Here is an 18,381-nt window from a genome sequence, read left to right as displayed (position 1 = left end):
GCTCAATAAGCCTCGGGTGGATTTGCCAGCATAAAATCAATTAACAGTCTGACCCGTAAGGGCAGGTTGTCCCGATCGCGATACATCAAGTAGGCGGTGCGCGGAATACCTTGCCACTCGGGCAGTATTTGAATGAGTTTGCCACTTCGTATCTGTTCACTCGCCATGCTGATGGGTATGAGTCCAATCCCAAGCCCCGCCACCACGGCCTGACAGGCAATCGCCATATCATCGACGGCTAGTTTGATATTCCCCCTTGGTTCAAACTCGACATTTTGCCCTGTGCTATTGTGCTGTAAACGCCACGTTTTTGTGGGCTTGGCGATGATAACCGGATGCTGATCCAGCGCTTCAATGGATTGCAGCGCATGCCACTGCGTTGCCGATGTGCTGGCGCAAAGTACAAAGCTAATTGTGGTAAGTGGCCTTGCAATCCAATCGGGATCTTTAGGTTCGCCCACTCGAAAGGCGATATCGATGGCGTTTTCACTGACATCGATATTCATGTTCGACAGACTTAAATCGATATCAATATTGGGATAATGCCGTTGGAAGGCGTTGAGTGATTCACCCAGCCAGCGATAGGTTGTATTGATGGGCGCCGAGATCCGCAATTTGCCAACCGCTTGATGTTTATCCGCATGCAACTCACCAGATACCTGGTTTAACTCGATAAATAGCGGGCCGCAGCGTTCGAGATACCGCTGACCTGTGGCGGTAAGGTTGACTCTATGGGCGTCTCTGTGCAGTAAACGCAGACCTAAGGATTGTTCTAACAGATTGATTCGACGGCTTAAGGTTGAAGGTGGAATGCCTAAGTGCTGCGCCGCGAGCTTAAAACTCCCTTGCTGTGCCACCACCCAAAATAAGCGCATATCGTCTAAGGAATAATTAAGTTTCATATTTGGAATTTAAGCTCTCAATCTTGTTGGTTTTAATAATATATGAAACTTATAAACTAAGCTCAATCCCAATTACCTCCCTAGAGGCCGATATGAAATCCCATACACCTTACATGACATTCGTTTGTCTACTGATTTGCGTTTTTAGCTGGGGCAGTGTGTTTCCGATTGCTAAGCGAGTGCTGGAGGAGATGTCAGGAGAGTCCCTCGTCTTCTGGCGTTTTACCATTGCGGCTGTGACTCTAGCGTTATATATCGTTTTTACTCGTCAGGCTTGGCCCAAATTGAGTTTGGTGCAATATATTGTCATAGCGTTAGTGGGTGTGATTGGTGTAGGCGGCTTAAATCTGGCGTTATTTAATGGCCTGCAGCATACCTCTGCTGCCAATGGTGCCTTGATTATGGCGCTCAGCCCGCTGGTGACTTCAATCGTCAATGCGCTATTACAGCGTGAATGGCTCAGCAGACAACAAGTGTTTAGCTTAGTGGGGGGATTGGCGGGCGTACTGCTAGTGATCACCAACGGTAGTGTGCAGCAGTTGCTCAACTTTAGTTTTAACCAAGGTGATGTGATGATTGCCGCCGGCATGTTGGCGTGGAGTGGTTATACCATTTGTTCGCAACGGGTCGGCCATTGGTTGCCTGTGTTGCCCTTTACCTTGCTGAGTATGATAGCTGCCAGTGTGTCTATGTCCGTGGTTGGGCTTGGCCGAGGTGAATTTCACCCTTGGCTGGAGTTGATGGAACTGTCGGCAACGGCTTTTTCTAGCGTGCTCTACATAGGTTTGTTCGCCACTGTGCTCGGTTATCTGTTTTGGATTAACGGTGTTAAGGCGCTTGGCCCCGCTAAGGCATCGATTTTTTTTAATCTCGTGCCCGTTTTTGCAGCATTAACGGCGTTAGCCATGGGGCAGGCGGTGACGGAAATTCAGTTGGTAGGGATGCTGATAGTGATCCTTGCGTTGATGTTACCTATGTTAGTCAACCTACGCGCGGCAAGAGGCTTAGTGGTTAAGCGCTGCTAATCGGTGCTAGCTTTGCTGTTTAAATATAAGGGAGCACCTGAATTCAGATAATCACTGCGACAGGTTTATGCTCCCTTATTCGTTTGAGGGGACCTTTCAAACATCACTGATTTACAAAAGGTAACTTATATAAAAGCTTTCACTCTCAACAAATTACAGTTTAAAGCGGCTGACCAGCGCAGTGAGATTACTCGCCATTGACGAGAGTTGTACGCTTGCTGCGTAGATTTCATCAGTGGTTCGTAGACTCTCCTCCGACTGTTCGGCAATGTGTTGAATATTTTGATGGCTCTCATTGACCATAGTGGTTTGCGCTTTGGCTGCGAGGGCGATTTGATTGTTCATCTCACTAATTTGGCTCACCATTTCTGCAATATGCGCTAAGGCTTCACCGGCATTACTGGCGGCTTCTACGCTTGAGATAGCCTTTTCATTACCGATATTAATCGCTGCCACAGCGCTTTGAGTGCCATTTTGCACATTGGCGATCATCAATTTAATTTCTTCGGTTGATTGGTGAGTCTTAGAGGCAAGGGAGCGCACTTCATCGGCAACCACTGCAAAGCCGCGTCCTTGTTCGCCCGCGCGCGCCGCTTCAATTGCAGCATTAAGGGCTAATAGATTCGTCTGTTCGGCAATGGCTTGAATCACCTCAAGCACGCGGCCAATATGTTGGCCTTCCTGTTCGAGTTTATTGATCTGCATTTCTGCCGTGCCTACATCTCCCGCAAGTTCACGAATCACATTGATGGTTTTTTTCACTCTTGCCTGACCGTCGGCGGTAAATACGTCGGCTTGTTTAGCGGCATCGGCGGCATGACTGGCACTGACTGATACTTCTTGCACGGATGCGGCAATATGATCGCTGGCATCGGCGATTCTGTGGGTGGCAGCTTGTTGATCCATCAAGTTATGTTTTGCTGATGCGCTGGTTTTGGCTAGACCTTCGGCAGCGGTGTTGAGCTCTGATGTAGACTGTTTAAATTGCGAGATAATACCGTGTAAGTTATCGAGAAAATGATTGAATGCCTTGGCGAGATCACCAAGCTCGTCTTTAGAGGTTAAGTGGACTCGTTCGGTCAAATCGCCATCACCATCGGTAATGTCGTGGATTTTTGCGAGTAAAACCGCCAGCGGTTTGCTGATGAGTTTAGGCAGTGCAACGATAAAGAGTATGCAGATCAAGAGACTGATGGCTAAGGCAATTAACTGCATCTGTTGTCCATGATTGGCATCATCATCTACTTGGGCTATCGCTGCGGTAGTATTACTATTTAAATCATTGATTAAATGATTAATGTTCTGGTGTAGTTGCTCGAATTGCGTTGCTGCTTGACCGAAACTAAGATCAATCGCCGTCGTTCTACCGTTACGGCCATTTTGGGTGCGTTGATTACTGATTTCTGTGGTTGTCGCTCGCCAATTATCGAAACTGTGATTTAATTCATTGAGCTTATCTTTAGCGAGGGGACTTGTGGTCACATCGGCAAACTTATCAATATGTTCTTTAACCAGAGAGATACTATTAGTGTGCTGCTTTAAAAGGTCGTTGTAAGAGTCTGTGCCCACGTTAACAAACATCAGGCTGCGCTCGGCCACTTGAGCTTGATAAAGCTCTTTATCGGCCTGTAGGAGTTCAGATTGGCTAGGTAAGTATTCAAGCGCGAGTGTATTCGCGCTGTGATTTAAGGCTTTGAGTCCTAAAATACCAGTTGAAGAGGCGAAGATGACTACGCCAGCGAGTAGCAGACTCGGATAAGTCAGTTTCTGATTAACGGATAGATCTTTATACCATTCCATAGTCACGCCCTCCTTGATTGATGCACTGAAAAGGTGAGAGCCGCAATAACCTCTGTGGTAAGAGGATGCAGCCCATCACTGGCGTTCTCTGGTAATTAGAGTCCAAATTGATCTAGGTTGATCCCAATCGTGATAGCACCAATTGCAGCATCGCCATCCATCACTGGAATAGAAATTTGTACTAGATAGGCTTGGGAGCTCTCGTCAAATTTGACCGGACCTATGTGTTTATCGCCTTTGCCATTGGCGAATGATTTTTGCCATTTATCCTCATCACCCTGCCAATAATCTGAAGTTTTACTGATCATGGCGACGTTCGCGCCTTGATTGTCCATGAGGAAAATTTCTTGGTAGTAAGGTTTGCTGGCTTCGAAGGTCGTGAGAAACTTGGCCGCTTCGTTGTTCATCAGGGATGACATAAAGTCATCAATACCTGCGGTGGCAATCCATTTTTCATCTAATGTTTTGATTGAATCTAAGCTTTTGCCTTGGGCATTTTGCGCTTTAACAGCATTCACCAGTACCACTTCTCTGCCTAATGGCATCAGTGAATCGGCTAGGTCTATAACGGCTTTGGGGACTTCTTCGGCGAAACTGAGGTTACTGCTGAGCAGTAGTGCAGCGGCTGACAAGATTTTACCAAATTTCATGATCTCTATTCCTTAAGGTCACAGTATTGAAGGGGAAAGCGGTTATCTCTAAAAGCGCGATAAGCAAAAATACGTTAGGGTCAGACAGAACAACTATAGTAGAAAATTCAAGTTATTCAGTTCTTTCATAAAAATTTTATCGATGGCATTTCTACACAAATAGAATCCGCGGTAAAAAATAAGGCCACATCTGACTTGAGCAGATATGGCCTTGAATTGAGTGAGCTAGGGTAAGGTTAGAATATTAAGCCTTGACTGGAATACGCTCGAGTACGGCTAATAATAAGGTCCAATATTGGCCGACTGTGGTGATGTTTACCATTTCGTCTGGACCGTGTGGATATCGAATGGTGGGACCAATCGAGACCATGTCCATGTCTGGATAGGGTTTCTTGAATAGGCCACACTCGAGACCTGCATGGATCACCATGATCACTGGCTCTTTGTGGTAAATGTCTTGATAGGTTTCGCGCACTATTGCCATTACAGGTGAGTTGTTATCTGGCTTCCAGCCTGGGTAAGCACCGCTTAAATCGATATCGGCTCCGGCTAAGTTGGTCAGCGCAGTTAACATGCCTTCGACTTGAGTACGGCCAGAATCGATCAGCGAGCGGATAAGGCACAGGATAGTGACTTCTTCATCGTTAGTGCTGATAACGCCAACGTTGAGCGAGGTTTCAGTCACACCTTCGACTTCATCACTCATGCGGATCACGCCGTTCGGGCACACATGCAGCAAATCGATCAGGGTATTTTGGCTGTTTTCGCTCATCACACGTTTTGGCGTTGGGATAGTGTTTAACACTAAACGCATATCGGGATCGGCAATGGCGAGTTCGGTGCGGATAAGCGCTTCAAACTCAGCGACTTTTTCGTTTAAGGCGCTGACGTTTTCTTCTGGCAACATAAAGCTGATGTTGGCTTCCCGTGGAATCGCATTACGCAGTGAACCGCCGCTAAATTGGGTCAACTCCAACGTTAAATCATCTGCGTTTTCAAAGAGGAAACGCGCCAATAACTTGTTGGCGTTGCCGCGACCTAAGTGAATGTTCACCCCAGAGTGACCCCCTTTTAAGCCTGATAAGTGCAGGCTAAAGGCTGAGTAACTTTGCTCAGACGCTTGCCACACCATAGGCAGGGTGATTTGAGCATCGACACCGCCGGCGCAGCCCATGTAGATTTCACCTTCTTGCTCTGAGTCAGTATTGATCAGAATGTCTGCGTCTAACATGCCAGCCTGTAAACCGAAGGCGCCTGTCATGCCCGCTTCTTCATCTATCGTCAGCAGCACTTCTAATGGGCCGTGCTTGATATCATCAGAGCCTAAAATGGCTAAAGCCGATGCCATGCCAATACCGTTATCTGAACCTAAGGTTGTACCCTTGGCTTTAACCCAATCGCCATCGACATAAGCTTCGATAGGATCTTTAGTAAAATCATGCACTTTATCGGCATTTTTTTGTGGCACCATATCGATATGGGCTTGAATAACCACGATTTTACGATCTTCCATACCCGGCGTCGCAGGTTTACGGATGATCAAGTTGCCAACGGCATCCTCAACGACGGCAAGTTGTTTGCTTTTAGCCCACGCTTGAATGTGCTGGCTTAAGGCTTGCTCATGCTTAGATGGATGGGGAATCGCACAAATTTGTTCGAACCATTGCCATAATGGCTGCGGATATAACTGACTTAAGGCTGTCACTTGAGTGTCCCTCATAAGGTCTTGTGGGTATAGGGCAAATTTGCGGCCATTCTACCACATTCTGTGCAGCCAAATAATCTCAGCGTCACAGGCTTTTGGTGAGCTGGCAGCCAAAGTTTCCAGTTCGATTTTTTCTGGGAGTGTCGGTACCACTTTTAGATTGGTAATTAAGCGATAGAGCGGGAATAATGCAGGCACAATAATGAAAAAGGATGGGTCATGTTTCAAGTTAACTTCGTTGATGTAAAAGCAGAAAATGCTATTTTTGATGGTGAAGGCTGGGATGCGGTTGTGGTGGTGACGCCCGATCTGGATTCTATCGGTTTTGATGAGATAGGTTTATTGGCTCAGCACGGTGCCCACGTGGATAAGCGCGTGGGTAAGAGCCCGACATTACTGTTTGCCCCAGGGCTTGCGGGAGGGCGTTTGATCATTGCCCCTGTCACCCAAGTGAATGACGAGTATGTGGACGTGCGAGTCTATGCCAATGCTGCAAGGGCGGCGATTGCCATTGCAAAAGACGCAGGCGCAAAACGTCCATTGTTATATGTAGTGCCATCGAAGGACTCACGTTTTAGTTTTGCCTCTGAAGTTGCAGCATTAGCCTGCGGTCAAGAACTGTGGCAAACCTTAGAGCTGCGTGAAGCGACGGGCTTAACACCTGCATTTGAGGCCATAGGGTTATTATCTTCATCAACCCATAACAGCAATTTGCTCAATGCCTTAGAAGCTGGCCGCCTATTAGCGCGGGATTTGTGTGGTACTGAACCTGAGCGCATGTCGGCTAAAGCCTTTGCGGACTATTGTTTACAATCGTTTGCGGGCAGCGTGATCAAAACCGCAGTGGTAGAAGACAGAGATATTTTAGAGCGTGATTATCCGCTGCTCAGTGCTGTGGCGCGTTCTTCTTTTGCCGTCGGTCGTCATCAGCCTCGCGTGGTGAAGCTAGAGTATCTGCCTGAGGGTCAAGTGACTCGCACTTTCCTGTTTGCGGGTAAGGGCGTGATTTACGATACCGGCGGCGCCGATCTGAAAGTCGGCGGCGCTATGGCGGGTATGAGTCGTGATAAAGGCGGCGCTTCTGCCGTGGCGGGTTTATTTAAAACTCTGTCAATGCTAAAGCCTAAAGGTATTCGAGTCATTGCCGAGTTAGGTTTAGTGCGTAACAGCATAGGCAGCGAAGCCTTCGTGACCGATGAAATTATTACGAGCCATGCGGGTGTGCGGGTACGAATTGGTAATACGGATGCTGAAGGGCGCTTAGTGCTGGCGGATTTACTGAGCCATTTACGTATCAAAGCCGTGTCGGCGGTGAAGCCTGAGATGTTTTCGGTAGCAACACTCACAGGTCATGTCGTACGTTGTTATGGCAGTTATCCTGCGGCGGTTGAAAACTCAGTGGCGAGTTCACAGCAATGCGCTGTCACTTTACAACAGCAGGCGACTCAATGGGGTGAACCCTTTGAAGTGTCTACATTACGCCCTGAAGACTTCGCTAAGATCCGCGATGTGTCAGGCGCTGCTGAAATATTATCTTCCAATAATGCACCATCATCGATTACCGCCCGTGGACATCAATATCCCGCGGCGTTTTTACTGAAAGCCTCTGGACTATTTGATCATGGGGTTAATGCCCCTATTCCCTTGGCTTACACACACTTAGATATTGCAGGAAGTGCAACAGAAGGTGATCCGCTCTACGGCAAACCCACAGCGAGTCCGCTGGTGGGCTTGTATCAATATCTGATCAATCGCTAACGATTTGTGGTAACAAATAGAAATAATTCTGTAATATCTTATTTATTAGATATTTACAGGGTTATTTCTGTTTTTCTGTGAAACAGATCGCCATTAACCTCACTATAATTGTGTAATTTAATTACATTAAAAAGCCTTAATCAAAAAAAATACAAATAAAGGTTGTAATAAAACTACAAATACATATAATTACTTTCGTGGATTAGGCACTACGCCTTTCCTCTCTAGTCTATCCAGGATGGATATTTTTCTCCAAGGACCTGAGTGACAAGTCGTCTCAACGGATATGAGAATCTCTAGTTCCAAGGAACCGAGCCAAGCTTCACTAGAGTACTTAATCACAACTAATTTAGGAGTATTGACTATGTCTTATACAGGCAACAACCATATTTATTGGCAAAACACTTGGTTTAACACTGATGTTTTGCGTGGCGGTTTATTCGCCATGAGCTTTAAGGCCTAACCCTCCTTAAAGTTTTAGTTTCCATCATCCATCAACCTTTGTATCGCCTTTTTTGGCGTGTTTAGACTCAAGTAGCATATTGATGTTTTTGCATGGATATGCCAGGTTTTTCCCGCTAGCGCGGTAATGTACTTCCCCGAAAGGGACGCTTGAAATATGTCTTTGCCTGCTCATTGAGCAGGCTTTTTTTTGTCTTTTTTTCGCTTAAGTATTTAACGGTTTTGCCTGATGTAATGAGCGTAAACGGTTCGTGTTAGAAGTGATGTGGTATGGACAATAAATGGATATGGGGTTCAATATACAAGCTATCGGCCTATCGCTTGTGATACTTGTTACTCAGGGACTGTTTATGGACACTAAGTTGTTTTTTCAAAATGGTAAGTTAACACTGGATATCAACCCCAGTGAGATGCGAATGTCGCATTGGGTTTATGCGCCAGTGTTAATCAATACTGAAACGGCGGAAGTGCTTTTTGATTTATCAGGGAAGGGCTGGGATTTTCGGTCTGCAGAAGAAAGTGGTGATGACATCATTTTAAAGCTTGCCCGTTATCCTGATGCGAACAATGTATTTAGGCTCGTTCTGAATATATCAAAAGACCGAGCAAGCCTTAACGGTAATATTTTTTCAATTAATGATGTGTGTAAGGTATTAGAGGATATTGCCTAACAAGTGATATATGGATTTTTTAATTTTTATATATAAATCATAGCCTTTAATCTGCAAAGATATATGCGGCAAACCCTACCCAACTTAATAGTAAAAGCGTTATGGCAATCCAAGTCGCGGTGGTGAACTGACGTTGAGATTCGAATAATGCGTCTGAATCCTCTAGTTCATCAGTGTCATTAACTGTGCGAGATTTTGCTCTCAACTGTTGTTTACGTGCTTTATCCCGTTCGCGAGCTTTGGCTTTTTGCAGCTTTTTATATTCAGCTATGCCTTTTTCTATCCCTTGGGCAATGAGTTTAGTTTGCTCTTTGGTTTGGCCCGGCTTTTTGGTGGCTTTGGCTGCGACCAGTGCTTCTTGTTGAGTTTCTGTCGAGATAGTGGGTTTCATCTGGGCTCTGCCTAAATTAATGCGGCTGTGGCTAAAAGGTGATAGCTAAAGTGTAAACGCAGCGATTATACCCACATTAGACCTCAAAAACGTAAGATGAATATCTTCTTTCCATTAAAAAATCAGTGGATGTCCACCCTGTGGGGCGGGGATATATACAGGCTCGTAGTCCCATACTTCCCTAATGGTATCAACCGACAAAGCATCGGATGGCGTGCCTTCACTGACGATTCGCCCTTGTTTTAACACAATTAATTGATCGCTATAGCGCGCGGCTTGGTTTAAGTCATGCAGTACCACTATTACAGTGTAGCCTTGTTGGTGAGCTAAGTTTTGGGCTAATTCAAGTACTCTGTGCTGCTGGGCAAGATCTAACGCCGATGTTGGTTCATCCAGTAATAGTACGGGCGGAAACGGCGATTGCCTGAGTTGAGTTAAGACTCTGGCGAGTTGGACTCGCTGTTTCTCGCCGCCAGAGAGGGTTGGATAGCTGCGCTTAGCCAGATGGGTTAAGCCCACTTGCGCCAGTTGCTCGGTAACTAACGCATCACCTTCTATCTTACTGATGGTTAAGGGATATAAGCCCATTGCTACGACTTCTGACACAGTGAAAGGAAAGGTGAGGCTGGCGTGTTGCGGCAGTACAGCTAAGGATTTTGCCAGCTCGCTCCTAGGCCAATCCGCCAGCTGGCTATGGCCTAGTCGTATACTTTGCCTTGGTGTGCTGATTTCTTGGCAAAGGGCTTTAAGCAGGGTGGATTTACCCGCACCATTTGGGCCGAGTAGGGCGGTTACCGCACCCGATTGAAACTGTACATTAATATCACTGAGCACGGTTTTTGGACCGATGCTGACATCGAGCTGACAAATGCTGAGCTCGGTGCGATCAAATTGCGCCTTAGCTGAATAAGTTGTCGATTGTGATGGTTGATTTGCAAAGGATGTTGCAGCCATAAAAACTCGCTTAGATTAGCTTACTGCGCTGTTGCAGTAGTAAAAAGATGAAGAAAGGCGCACCGATGAGCGCGGTGACGAGTCCAACGGGTAACTCGGCAGGCGGTAAAAAAGCGCGCGCGCCGATATCGGCCAATGCCAATAGGGCTGCACCTAAAAGTGCGCTGATGGGCAGCAGTTGGCGATGATCTGGCCCTAACATCATGCGCACTAAATGCGGCACGACGAGGCCGATAAAGCCGATAATTCCTGTTGCAGCTACACTTACGCCAACCCCTAAGGCGCAAAGCAAAATAAGCCTAAGTTTGAGCCTATCGACATCTATCCCTAAGTGGCGTGCTTCGGATTCGCCAAGCAGCAAGGCATTGAGTGCCGCCGCATCTTGGTGAAATCGCCAACTCAGTAGCGCTAAGGTCACAAGACAAAGGCTGACATATAGCCACTGCGCACCTGCAATCGATCCCATTTGCCATAGGGTTAAGTCACGTAGCGCCATGTCGTTGGCAAGATATGTGAGAACACCTATTCCTGCGCCTGCCAGCGCAGCTATGGCAACACCCGACAAAAGTAATAATACGACCGATGTACCTGTTGGGCTGCTGGCGAGTCGGTAGACGATAAGGGTGGTCACTAATCCCGATGCAAACGCACTGATGGGGATCATCAACGGATTCGCGTTGGGTAGCAGCACGATACAGATGGCTGCGCCAAGTGCAGCGCCGGATGACACTCCGATAATACCGGGATCCGCTAAGGGATTGCGAAAAAGCCCCTGCATTACCGCGCCGCACTGTGCGAGCGTAGCGCCTACTGCTAACGCCAGTAATGTCCGTGGTAAGCGCACATTGTTGATTACCAGTTGCTCGTGGGGCGCAATATTGCCGATATTTTGCTGGGTAGCCCAATTGAACACTGCATTTAGGGCGTCGATAAAGCTGATGCTAACGGGGCCAGTGCTGACCGAGAGTAAGCCGCTGAGGGCTAACAGTGTGACTAGACTCGGCCAGAGCCAGCGGTTGAGGAACATCTCAAATATCCTTTCTATTTTTATCTGGGGCTAATTAGTGCTAACTGTGCTCATCGCTGCGTCTGTTAATGGTTTTGCTTGAGCAATGTGCTGGCGAGCGTATCCGCGGCGCTTATGGCACTGATGCCTAAACCACCGAGAAGGGCTTGCGGTGCCAGTGTTTGAATATGGCCGTTTTCACCTGCTGGGGTATGGGCGAGTAGTGGCATCTCTTTCAACAGTTCTTGAGCAATTTGTGCATTAGTTTGATCTGTGGGTTTATCGCTACGCTTTGACAGCAAAATAATGTCGGGCTGCAAGGACAGAATCCCTTCTTGAGACATGCTTTTGTAGCCATCAAACTCGGCGATATTTTGTGCCCCAGACAGCTCGATAATAGTATCTGCGGCTGTGCCTTTACCGCCAACCCGTGCACCGCGGCCTTCTTGTAACAGCATGAAGAGAATTTTTGGCTGAGAGCCCGCATCGCGCACTTGTTGTTTTTTACCCGCTAAGCTTTGCAGTTGTTGATGTAAATCTTGTTTTAATTTAACCGCATGTTCTTGGCGATTGAGTAAGTGACCTAAGGTATCCACATTGTTCATCAGTTGTGGTTCATCATTTGTTGCGGGTAATTGCACGACTTGGATATTCGCCTGTTTTAATACCTTAAGTGTGGTTTCTGGTCCCATCACATCTGAACCGACAACCAGCGTTGGGGAGAGGGCAATAATGCCTTCGGCGGAGAGCATTCTGTGATAACCAAGCTTAGCCACATGGCTCAAACTTTCAGGCACATAGCTGGTGGAGTCGATGGCGACTAGCTCATTGCCTGCATCGAGGGCGAGCACGAGCTCTGTGACTCCTGTACCCGCACTCACGAGTCTTATCTCTGGCTCGGCACTCAGTTCAGCGCTAAAAACGCTTGAGGATAGTAAGGCCGTAAGTGCTGATGTGAAAAACATCAAATTTTTTAATGTCTTATATGTGCGCTTATGTTGATAACGCTGAGCACTGGAACCTTTTTTTACTGGTATTTTAGTTGCTTGAAACAACATGGTTAAACTCCTAATACAACTTGTTCGCGACAGGCTTAGATGCCGTTTTTGATGTCAGACTTTTGCTTTCTCGTTTAAATGGCGGGTTCGGATACGCTAATGCTCCATCAAAATTTGGGTCTGACTGATGGACTGCGTCTGTAACAGTGCCAGCAGTTGCATCAAAGGTTCCACTGGCGCGGCTTTGTCGGCGGCAATGACAACCGTCGCCTTCGGCATAGTCTGAAAATGTGCAGTAAATGCAGTGGTAAAAGTGGCTAAGTCATCAAACTCTTTGCCATCAATAGCCCAATAAGGCGCTGTTGCCATGATATTGATGGCAATTGTTTGTTTGTTGTCGATTGCCGTGATTGCCGAGCTTGGGCTTTGTGGCACATCTACCGGCAAACTCAATAATTGGCTATTTGCCGTCAGCAGTAAAAACACCAGCACGATAAAAATAATGTCGATTAACGCTGTTAAATCTAGGCTCGGAAGTTGCTCAGGCGAAGCAATGCCAGCCTGCGATAAGAATGGTTTCTCTGCACTTATCATGTCTGTGGCTCAATTTGAGAATGGGGCTTGGATGCTAATTTTTGCTCGACGCTGGTTTTACTGACTCGGGTGAATGCTTGGTAATGATTGGCATCAATTGAAATATCTTCGATACCCGCTAACCAGAGATTGAGTTGATTGAGCACATGCCCAGCGCGCAGGCATTGACCTTGAGCCCAGATCCCAAAAAGATGGGCGGCGGTAATGGCGGGCACGGCGATCATGAGTCCGGCAGCTGTGGTGTTCATCGCAAGGCCCAGTCCAGCACTGAGTTGTGCTGGCGTGACGGGGCCTTGTGATTGCCCGAGTTGGGCAAACATTTCGATGAGTCCTAATACTGTGCCGAGCAGACCGAGCAGTGGACTAATGATGCCAATCACTTGTAAAACCTTGAGTCCGGCTTGCAAGTCGCGTTGTTGCTTATTGAGCCACAGACTGAGTAATTCTTCCCTTAGCACTTTTGGCTGGTGGACTTGTTTGAGTAACAAGGTCGCGCCACGGGCGAGTAAATCTTGCTGTGCGCTGGTTTGCGCTAGCAGGGCGCTGACGTTTTCAGTGGTCGCCGCTGAGCTTGATTGACGCAATGCTTTTACCCAGGCCTGTTTTTGGGGCCAGATTGACAGCAGAGTTTGATGCAAAAACAAGGCGCTACGTTCAAGGCAGATCATCAAAGCTAAAAAAGCACATAACAACAAGGGCCAAGTGAGCACGCCAAGCTGAGTCTGTAGGGTTGAAAAATCAGTTACGGGCATTAAGCCTCTCCAATCGATTGAAAAAGTAGTTTTATATGTAAGTTAGTAAAACAAAAATCAGGCTAGTTGTGCGGTGGCTAATACTCCACGAGCTAACTTCCCACGAGCTAACTTTTCAGTGGCAACATTGGGCCTGTTAGTTGAGCGCGAAGCGAATAGGCACTCTGACCTTATAATGACTCGCTAGCCTTTGCGCTGGCGCCGCAAATTGCCAGTTTTCAACTGCATCTAACGCGGCTTGATCTAACAGACTGAACCCTGAGCTTTTTACTAACGTCAGTGCCAGTTGCTCACCAAGTTCGTTAAACATCACTTCTATGGTTGCGGTGCCTTCTAGCCCTTTTTTACGCGCTATCTTTGGATAAGTCGGTTGCGGTGGTGCTGCAGCGAACAGCGGTTTGGCTAATTCCACTATGTTAGTTTGGGCACTGTCAGTTGTTGCACTGGCTACATTTGGGGTCGCTTTTGCATCAACTTTGGCTGCGTTAGCGATTAAATCCATTTGTGCTGTTTTTGGTTCTGTTTGTTGTTCAACTTGTTCAAGTCGCTTATGTGCTAAAGCACTTGGTTCTAAAGCGTTCGTCGTTAAAGGATCAGTATCCGGATGATTGTTAGCCGTGGGTTTTGTTGCTGAAGATTTTTTGGCGAGTTGGCGGTCAATTCGTTGATCAGCTTTAGTTTTCGGGATAACCGCCTTATCGACAGATCCTACAGTTGATACTTTTTGCGCTGCACTGTTTTTTTGCACTGTACTGTTCACAGTGGCTACTTTGGCGTCTATTTGCTTGATGGGCTCTGCAATCGTGTTGCTTGTAGCGCTAGTCGCGGTAGAAAAATTAAGGGTGACAGTATTCGCGCTGGGAGTGAGCGATGCTTGATTTACGCTCGATGATTGGGCGCTTGGCTGCATAGTCATAGCGGGTTGTGAGGCGATAACACCCGTCTGGATGGCAACCGTTAACGCGCCAAAGGCAAGATATCGTTTTGGTGTCACAGCAACCTCTTTTTCCAATGAAAGCCATTTTCCTAATTAAGATATCTCAATATAAACAAGATCGCAAATGATAATGATTTGCATTTGATCCATTTTATTATCTCAGGTAGAGTGCCTGCAATAGCTCGAATGAGCGCTTAAAAAAGCAGCTAAACCGACAATTTATCCTACTTTATGGGTACTGATTGCCTTGGGCTCGATCTGGAAGGGGCTCAATCTCGAAAGAGCCAAATCTGGAATGGAACATCTGTAACAGACTCAATCTCGAAAGGATTGGCGTCAGGAAAGAGAGTCTAGGCTCAGTATTAAATTGCACGGAAACACCTGAATATCACTTGAGGATGAAGAGATGAAAAAAAAGCCGTTAGTGATCGCCATGGCGATAGCACTGAGTGGTACGGCCCTAAGTTTTACGTTAGCGGCAGAGGAAAGTGTTAAGCCCGTTGTTCAACAGGATGCGAATAAAAAACTGGTCACGACTGAATTTGATGAAGTATTGGTGAGTGCAACACGCATCAGTGAAAAAGCCTCCGAAACCAGCCGTAGCGTGGCAGTGGTGGATGAAGAGCAACTTACGGTCGCCCAAGCATCATCAGTTGCTAATGCCCTTAAAAATGAGGCGAATATTACGTTGACTAATGGCCCAAGAGCTTCATCTCAAGGGGTTGAAATCCGTGGTTTAAGTGGCGATCGTGTGTTGCAAACAATTGACGGTGCAAGACAAAATACCAGCTCTGGTCACAGAGGTACCTACTTTATGGACCCAGAGTTGCTCAAATCCATCGAAGTGCTGCGCGGCCCTGCCAGTAGCTTGTGGGGCAGTGGTGCCCTCGGTGGCGTCGTAGCGCAGAATACTAAGTCGGCACAAGATTTTTTAGCGCAAGATGAGACCTTTGGTGGCTATTTCAAACAAGGTTATGAGACCAATGGCTCCCGCACTAAAACCAGTGGTGCTATCTATGGTCAACAAGACAGCATCGATTGGTTACTCAATGGTTCCTATTACGATTCAAACAATATAAAAACCGGTAATGATGAAACTCTAAACAACAGTGCATCCCAAGGCAGCAGTGGTTTAGCTAAATTCGGTTGGCAAGCCGACGAGGCATCACGGTTAGAGTTATCTGCAAGAGCCAGCAAAAACAATGAATTAGTACCGAGCAATACTTCTGCTGCTGTGAGTAGTTCAGTGCCTTTGGTGCGCCGCAAGACTGACGATCAAAACCTCACCCTAAACTACAGTCTCAATCCTGCTAATAACCCGTATCTGGATACTAAGATGCAAGTGTATTGGAACAGTACCGACTACGATGAAGACCGTATTACGAAAGGTCAGCAAGACAGTACTGAGTTCCGCACTGTGGGGATTAACCTTAATAACAGTTCGCGTTTAGGCAATACTCTGTTGACCTACGGGGTCGATGGTTTTCGCGATACCATAGAAACGACGCGTGATGATTCGGGCCAAGTGGGCCAGCGTCCAGAGAATATCGATGGCGAAACCACAGTATGGGGCGCTTTTACGCGTGCGGATATCGAGCTGACTAAGACGTTAAATCTTGATGCGGGTCTGCGTTATGACAGCTTTAAAAATGACAGCCATAATCTCAACTTATCCTCAGATGACAATGAGTTATCACCATCGCTTGGCTTGGTGTGGCAGACTCAGCCTTGGTTGACCTTAAGTGCCCGTTACGATCAAGCCTTCCGCGCACCTACGGTAGAGGAAATGTTCTCCAGCGGCACCCACTATTGCATCCCGCCAATCCCCGGATTTTTACCCCAAGGTTTATGTAACACCTTCGCGGTGAATTCGGATCTAAAAGCAGAGACTGCGCGCAATAAAGAAATTAAAGCGGACTTACGTTTCAGTGAGTTAGCGGGTGATGATGAACTGGCGCTAACGTTTAACGTTTTCCGTAACGATGTGGACGATTTTATCGTGCAGCAAGTATCTAATCCTTGGCGTGGCATTCCTGGATTCGAGCAAACGACCTCATGGAATAACGTTGAAGATGCACGTTTAACAGGTTTTGAAATTAGCGGTCGTTACCGTATTGGCCAAACTCGCTTAGCGATGAATTACGGCCAAACCCATGGCGAAGATCGTCAAACGGGCGATGATATAGAAGGTATACCCGCCAATAAGTTCAATGTCGATTTATCCCAAGGCATTATGGAAGGTGACATGAAACTCGGCACTCGCGTCACTTATGTGGCGACTCAGTCGAATACGCCTGACGGCTTTAAAGTGGCGAAATACGACGATTACACCCTATGGGATGTGTATGTTGCGTGGGAGCCGACTATGGGCGCGATGGCGGGTGTGAGAGTGGATTTCGCAATCGAAAATATCGGTGATGAGAAGTATCAACAAGCGTGGCAAACCTTGTATCAACCGGGTCGTAATATGAAGTTATCGGCGCGATATATGTTCTAAGCCACTCAATAGTCACTACCGCTGGAGACAGTAAAATGAAGATGACACTCGATACCGAGCTCGATGTCGCGCCAGATTTAAGCTCTGAGCAACGTCAGCTAAGTGAGCTACAGGCGCAATTGCGACAACGATTTGAACAACAAGCTGATTTAATGCCAGCACAGCTCGCCAGTGAATTAGGCATTGCCGAGCTTGAAGTGGTTGCAGCGCTGCCGCCCGAACAAGTGGTGTTTGTTCCGTTAACTCAGCTCGATACCTTACTGCAAGCCTTACCCAAATGGGGAAAGTTAACCACTATTGTGATGTTATCTGGCAGCGTATTTGAATTTAAAGGGGATTTCCCCGAGGGAAAATACGCCCACGGTTATTACAACCTCTACAGCAAGGGGGACGGTTTGCATGGTCATCTCAAATTAGATGACATGAGTGGTATCGCCTTGATCAGCAGACCTTTTAGAGGCAGCGAGAGCCATTCGATTAACTTTTTCGGCAGTGAAGGTGAGGTAGTGTTCAAAGTGTATTTAGGCCGTGATAAACAAAGAGCACTGTTTCCTGAGCAAGTTCGCCAATTTAAAGCGCTCGCGACTGCCTTTGCCTCGGTGCAATCACACCTCTGAATTGAGCATTAACAAAAGTATTAAGGAAAACAGTAAATGAAACCTGAAATTACCGAACAAGAACAACGTTTAAGAGACAAACTCTTACCCGAAATCGAAGCCTTTAAACAGCAGCGCGAGACCTTGCAACTGGCCACCATTGGCACAGATGGCCAGCCGAATGCGAGCTATGCGCCCTTTGCTCTGGCTGATGATGGTTTTTATATTTTGGTGAGTGACTTAGCCCGTCACGGTCATAATTTAAAGCACTCATCTAAGATCTCTGTGATGTTAGTTGAAGACGAAACTGCGGCCAAATCGGTTTTTGCCCGCAAGCGTTTAACCTTCGATGCGATTGCCGAGGCAGTGCCCCGCGATACGCCCGCCTTCAGCAAAGGTGTTGGTGTGTTATCGGCACGTTTTGGCGAAATGTCCGATAACCTTGCGGCGTTAACCGATTTTAACTTATATAAGCTCGCGCCCCATCAGGGTCTTTACGTCAAAGGTTTTGGCCAAGCATTTAGCCTGAGCGGCGCAGAGTTGTTAGATGTGGATTGGAAGCGCGATGGCCACCACGGCACGCCAAAAACGCCGGAAAACAAGCAAGTCGCTTAAGCCGCGTCAAGCTATTGTAATAAAACAAACCCGCACTCGCTGCGGGTTTGTTTTATGCTTTTCTTTTG

General features: G+C 47.0%; 18 protein-coding genes. 6 read left to right on the top strand and 12 right to left on the bottom strand.

Annotated elements, in window-relative coordinates; all coding sequences use genetic code 11:
• Positions 1 to 2: 2 nt before the first annotated feature.
• Positions 3 to 902 carry a LysR family transcriptional regulator gene (locus tag L5L91_RS18870; protein ID WP_263164234.1) on the bottom strand — a complete coding sequence of 300 codons (900 nt, stop codon included), beginning with the start codon at positions 900 to 902 and terminating at the stop codon, positions 3 to 5.
• Between the two features lie 92 nt (positions 903 to 994).
• Here L5L91_RS18870 and L5L91_RS18865 point away from each other — a divergent pair, with 92 nt between their 5' ends.
• Positions 995 to 1,927, top strand: coding sequence for a DMT family transporter (locus tag L5L91_RS18865; RefSeq protein WP_212600395.1), 933 nt, complete (start codon positions 995 to 997; stop codon positions 1,925 to 1,927).
• A 153-nt stretch (positions 1,928 to 2,080) separates the two neighbouring features.
• On the opposite strand, the gene L5L91_RS18860 is transcribed toward L5L91_RS18865, so the two are convergent.
• The 4 genes from L5L91_RS18860 to L5L91_RS18845 form a co-directional block, all read right to left on the bottom strand.
• Positions 2,081 to 3,727 carry a methyl-accepting chemotaxis protein gene (locus L5L91_RS18860; RefSeq protein ID WP_263237426.1) on the bottom strand — a complete coding sequence of 549 codons (1,647 nt, stop codon included), beginning with the start codon at positions 3,725 to 3,727 and terminating at the stop codon, positions 2,081 to 2,083.
• Positions 3,728 to 3,822: 95 nt separating this feature from the next.
• Complete coding sequence (locus L5L91_RS18855) at positions 3,823 to 4,377, bottom strand: cache domain-containing protein (protein ID WP_028761558.1); 555 nt, start codon at positions 4,375 to 4,377, stop codon at positions 3,823 to 3,825.
• 244 nt (positions 4,378 to 4,621) lie between these two features.
• Positions 4,622 to 6,082 carry an aminoacyl-histidine dipeptidase gene (locus L5L91_RS18850; RefSeq protein ID WP_263237425.1) on the bottom strand — a complete coding sequence of 487 codons (1,461 nt, stop codon included), beginning with the start codon at positions 6,080 to 6,082 and terminating at the stop codon, positions 4,622 to 4,624.
• Between the two features lie 51 nt (positions 6,083 to 6,133).
• Positions 6,134 to 6,310 carry a hypothetical protein gene (locus tag L5L91_RS18845; protein ID WP_158682986.1) on the bottom strand — a complete coding sequence of 59 codons (177 nt, stop codon included), beginning with the start codon at positions 6,308 to 6,310 and terminating at the stop codon, positions 6,134 to 6,136.
• On the opposite strand from L5L91_RS18845, the gene L5L91_RS18840 reads away from it, so the two are divergent.
• Complete coding sequence (locus tag L5L91_RS18840; protein WP_263164228.1) at positions 6,302 to 7,840, top strand: leucyl aminopeptidase family protein; 1,539 nt, start codon at positions 6,302 to 6,304, stop codon at positions 7,838 to 7,840. The two genes, L5L91_RS18845 and L5L91_RS18840, sit on opposite strands and share 9 nt — an antisense overlap.
• A gap of 743 nt (positions 7,841 to 8,583) precedes the next feature.
• Positions 8,584 to 8,973: a hypothetical protein gene (locus L5L91_RS18835; RefSeq protein ID WP_251071146.1), complete on the top strand. Its 390-nt coding sequence runs from the start codon at positions 8,584 to 8,586 to the stop codon at positions 8,971 to 8,973.
• A gap of 46 nt (positions 8,974 to 9,019) precedes the next feature.
• On the opposite strand, the gene L5L91_RS18830 is transcribed toward L5L91_RS18835, so the two are convergent.
• From L5L91_RS18830 to L5L91_RS18800, 7 genes are all read right to left on the bottom strand, one after another.
• On the bottom strand, positions 9,020 to 9,364 hold the full coding sequence (locus tag L5L91_RS18830; protein WP_263164226.1) for a DUF2956 domain-containing protein: 345 nt from the start codon (positions 9,362 to 9,364) through the stop codon (positions 9,020 to 9,022).
• 114 nt (positions 9,365 to 9,478) lie between these two features.
• Positions 9,479 to 10,318 carry a heme ABC transporter ATP-binding protein gene (locus L5L91_RS18825; RefSeq protein WP_263164224.1) on the bottom strand — a complete coding sequence of 280 codons (840 nt, stop codon included), beginning with the start codon at positions 10,316 to 10,318 and terminating at the stop codon, positions 9,479 to 9,481.
• Positions 10,319 to 10,328: 10 nt separating this feature from the next.
• Entirely contained in the window at positions 10,329 to 11,345 is a 1,017-nt protein-coding gene (locus L5L91_RS18820) for a FecCD family ABC transporter permease (RefSeq protein ID WP_219235177.1), read from the bottom strand.
• A 65-nt stretch (positions 11,346 to 11,410) separates the two neighbouring features.
• Positions 11,411 to 12,382, bottom strand: coding sequence for a hemin ABC transporter substrate-binding protein (locus L5L91_RS18815; RefSeq protein ID WP_263237424.1), 972 nt, complete (start codon positions 12,380 to 12,382; stop codon positions 11,411 to 11,413).
• A gap of 96 nt (positions 12,383 to 12,478) precedes the next feature.
• Positions 12,479 to 12,916: an ExbD/TolR family protein gene (locus tag L5L91_RS18810; RefSeq protein WP_263164221.1), complete on the bottom strand. Its 438-nt coding sequence runs from the start codon at positions 12,914 to 12,916 to the stop codon at positions 12,479 to 12,481.
• The gene (locus L5L91_RS18805; protein ID WP_113939886.1) at positions 12,913 to 13,668 is read right to left on the bottom strand and encodes a MotA/TolQ/ExbB proton channel family protein; all 756 of its coding nucleotides are present in this window, start codon (positions 13,666 to 13,668) and stop codon (positions 12,913 to 12,915) included. The genes L5L91_RS18810 and L5L91_RS18805 overlap by 4 nt, the downstream gene beginning before the upstream one ends.
• 136 nt (positions 13,669 to 13,804) lie before the next feature.
• Entirely contained in the window at positions 13,805 to 14,662 is an 858-nt protein-coding gene (locus L5L91_RS18800) for an energy transducer TonB (RefSeq protein WP_263164220.1), read from the bottom strand.
• A gap of 349 nt (positions 14,663 to 15,011) precedes the next feature.
• Between L5L91_RS18800 and L5L91_RS18795 the strand changes: the two genes are divergently transcribed.
• Genes L5L91_RS18795 through hutZ form a run of 3 tightly spaced genes read left to right on the top strand, consistent with a single transcriptional unit; the run spans position 15,012 to position 18,313 of the window.
• Positions 15,012 to 17,102, top strand: a complete 2,091-nt coding sequence (locus L5L91_RS18795) for a TonB-dependent hemoglobin/transferrin/lactoferrin family receptor (RefSeq protein ID WP_263237423.1) — start codon at positions 15,012 to 15,014, stop codon at positions 17,100 to 17,102.
• Positions 17,103 to 17,137: 35 nt separating this feature from the next.
• Positions 17,138 to 17,719: a heme utilization cystosolic carrier protein HutX gene (hutX, locus tag L5L91_RS18790; protein ID WP_263164217.1), complete on the top strand. Its 582-nt coding sequence runs from the start codon at positions 17,138 to 17,140 to the stop codon at positions 17,717 to 17,719.
• Between the two features lie 36 nt (positions 17,720 to 17,755).
• Entirely contained in the window at positions 17,756 to 18,313 is a 558-nt protein-coding gene (gene hutZ, locus L5L91_RS18785) for a heme utilization protein HutZ (protein WP_263164215.1), read from the top strand.
• Positions 18,314 to 18,381 lie beyond the last annotated feature (68 nt).

This window comes from Shewanella sp. SM55 (assembly GCF_025654025.1).
GTDB lineage: Bacteria > Pseudomonadota > Gammaproteobacteria > Enterobacterales > Shewanellaceae > Shewanella > Shewanella oncorhynchi.
Note: the sequence above shows the minus strand (reverse complement) of the source record. Positions and strands in the feature narration are given on the sequence as shown.

Coding starts and splice junctions, on each gene's coding strand:
- L5L91_RS18870 (WP_263164234.1), bottom strand. CDS start 902: ATGAAACTTAATTATTCCTTAGACGATATGCGCTTATTTTGGGTGGTG.
- L5L91_RS18865 (WP_212600395.1), top strand. CDS start 995: ATGAAATCCCATACACCTTACATGACATTCGTTTGTCTACTGATTTGC.
- L5L91_RS18860 (WP_263237426.1), bottom strand. CDS start 3,727: ATGGAATGGTATAAAGATCTATCCGTTAATCAGAAACTGACTTATCCG.
- L5L91_RS18855 (WP_028761558.1), bottom strand. CDS start 4,377: ATGAAATTTGGTAAAATCTTGTCAGCCGCTGCACTACTGCTCAGCAGT.
- L5L91_RS18840 (WP_263164228.1), top strand. CDS start 6,302: ATGTTTCAAGTTAACTTCGTTGATGTAAAAGCAGAAAATGCTATTTTT.
- L5L91_RS18835 (WP_251071146.1), top strand. CDS start 8,584: ATGGATATGGGGTTCAATATACAAGCTATCGGCCTATCGCTTGTGATA.
- L5L91_RS18830 (WP_263164226.1), bottom strand. CDS start 9,364: ATGAAACCCACTATCTCGACAGAAACTCAACAAGAAGCACTGGTCGCA.
- L5L91_RS18825 (WP_263164224.1), bottom strand. CDS start 10,318: ATGGCTGCAACATCCTTTGCAAATCAACCATCACAATCGACAACTTAT.
- L5L91_RS18820 (WP_219235177.1), bottom strand. CDS start 11,345: ATGTTCCTCAACCGCTGGCTCTGGCCGAGTCTAGTCACACTGTTAGCC.
- L5L91_RS18815 (WP_263237424.1), bottom strand. CDS start 12,382: ATGTTGTTTCAAGCAACTAAAATACCAGTAAAAAAAGGTTCCAGTGCT.
- L5L91_RS18810 (WP_263164221.1), bottom strand. CDS start 12,916: ATGATAAGTGCAGAGAAACCATTCTTATCGCAGGCTGGCATTGCTTCG.
- L5L91_RS18805 (WP_113939886.1), bottom strand. CDS start 13,668: ATGCCCGTAACTGATTTTTCAACCCTACAGACTCAGCTTGGCGTGCTC.
- L5L91_RS18795 (WP_263237423.1), top strand. CDS start 15,012: ATGAAAAAAAAGCCGTTAGTGATCGCCATGGCGATAGCACTGAGTGGT.
- hutX (WP_263164217.1), top strand. CDS start 17,138: ATGAAGATGACACTCGATACCGAGCTCGATGTCGCGCCAGATTTAAGC.
- hutZ (WP_263164215.1), top strand. CDS start 17,756: ATGAAACCTGAAATTACCGAACAAGAACAACGTTTAAGAGACAAACTC.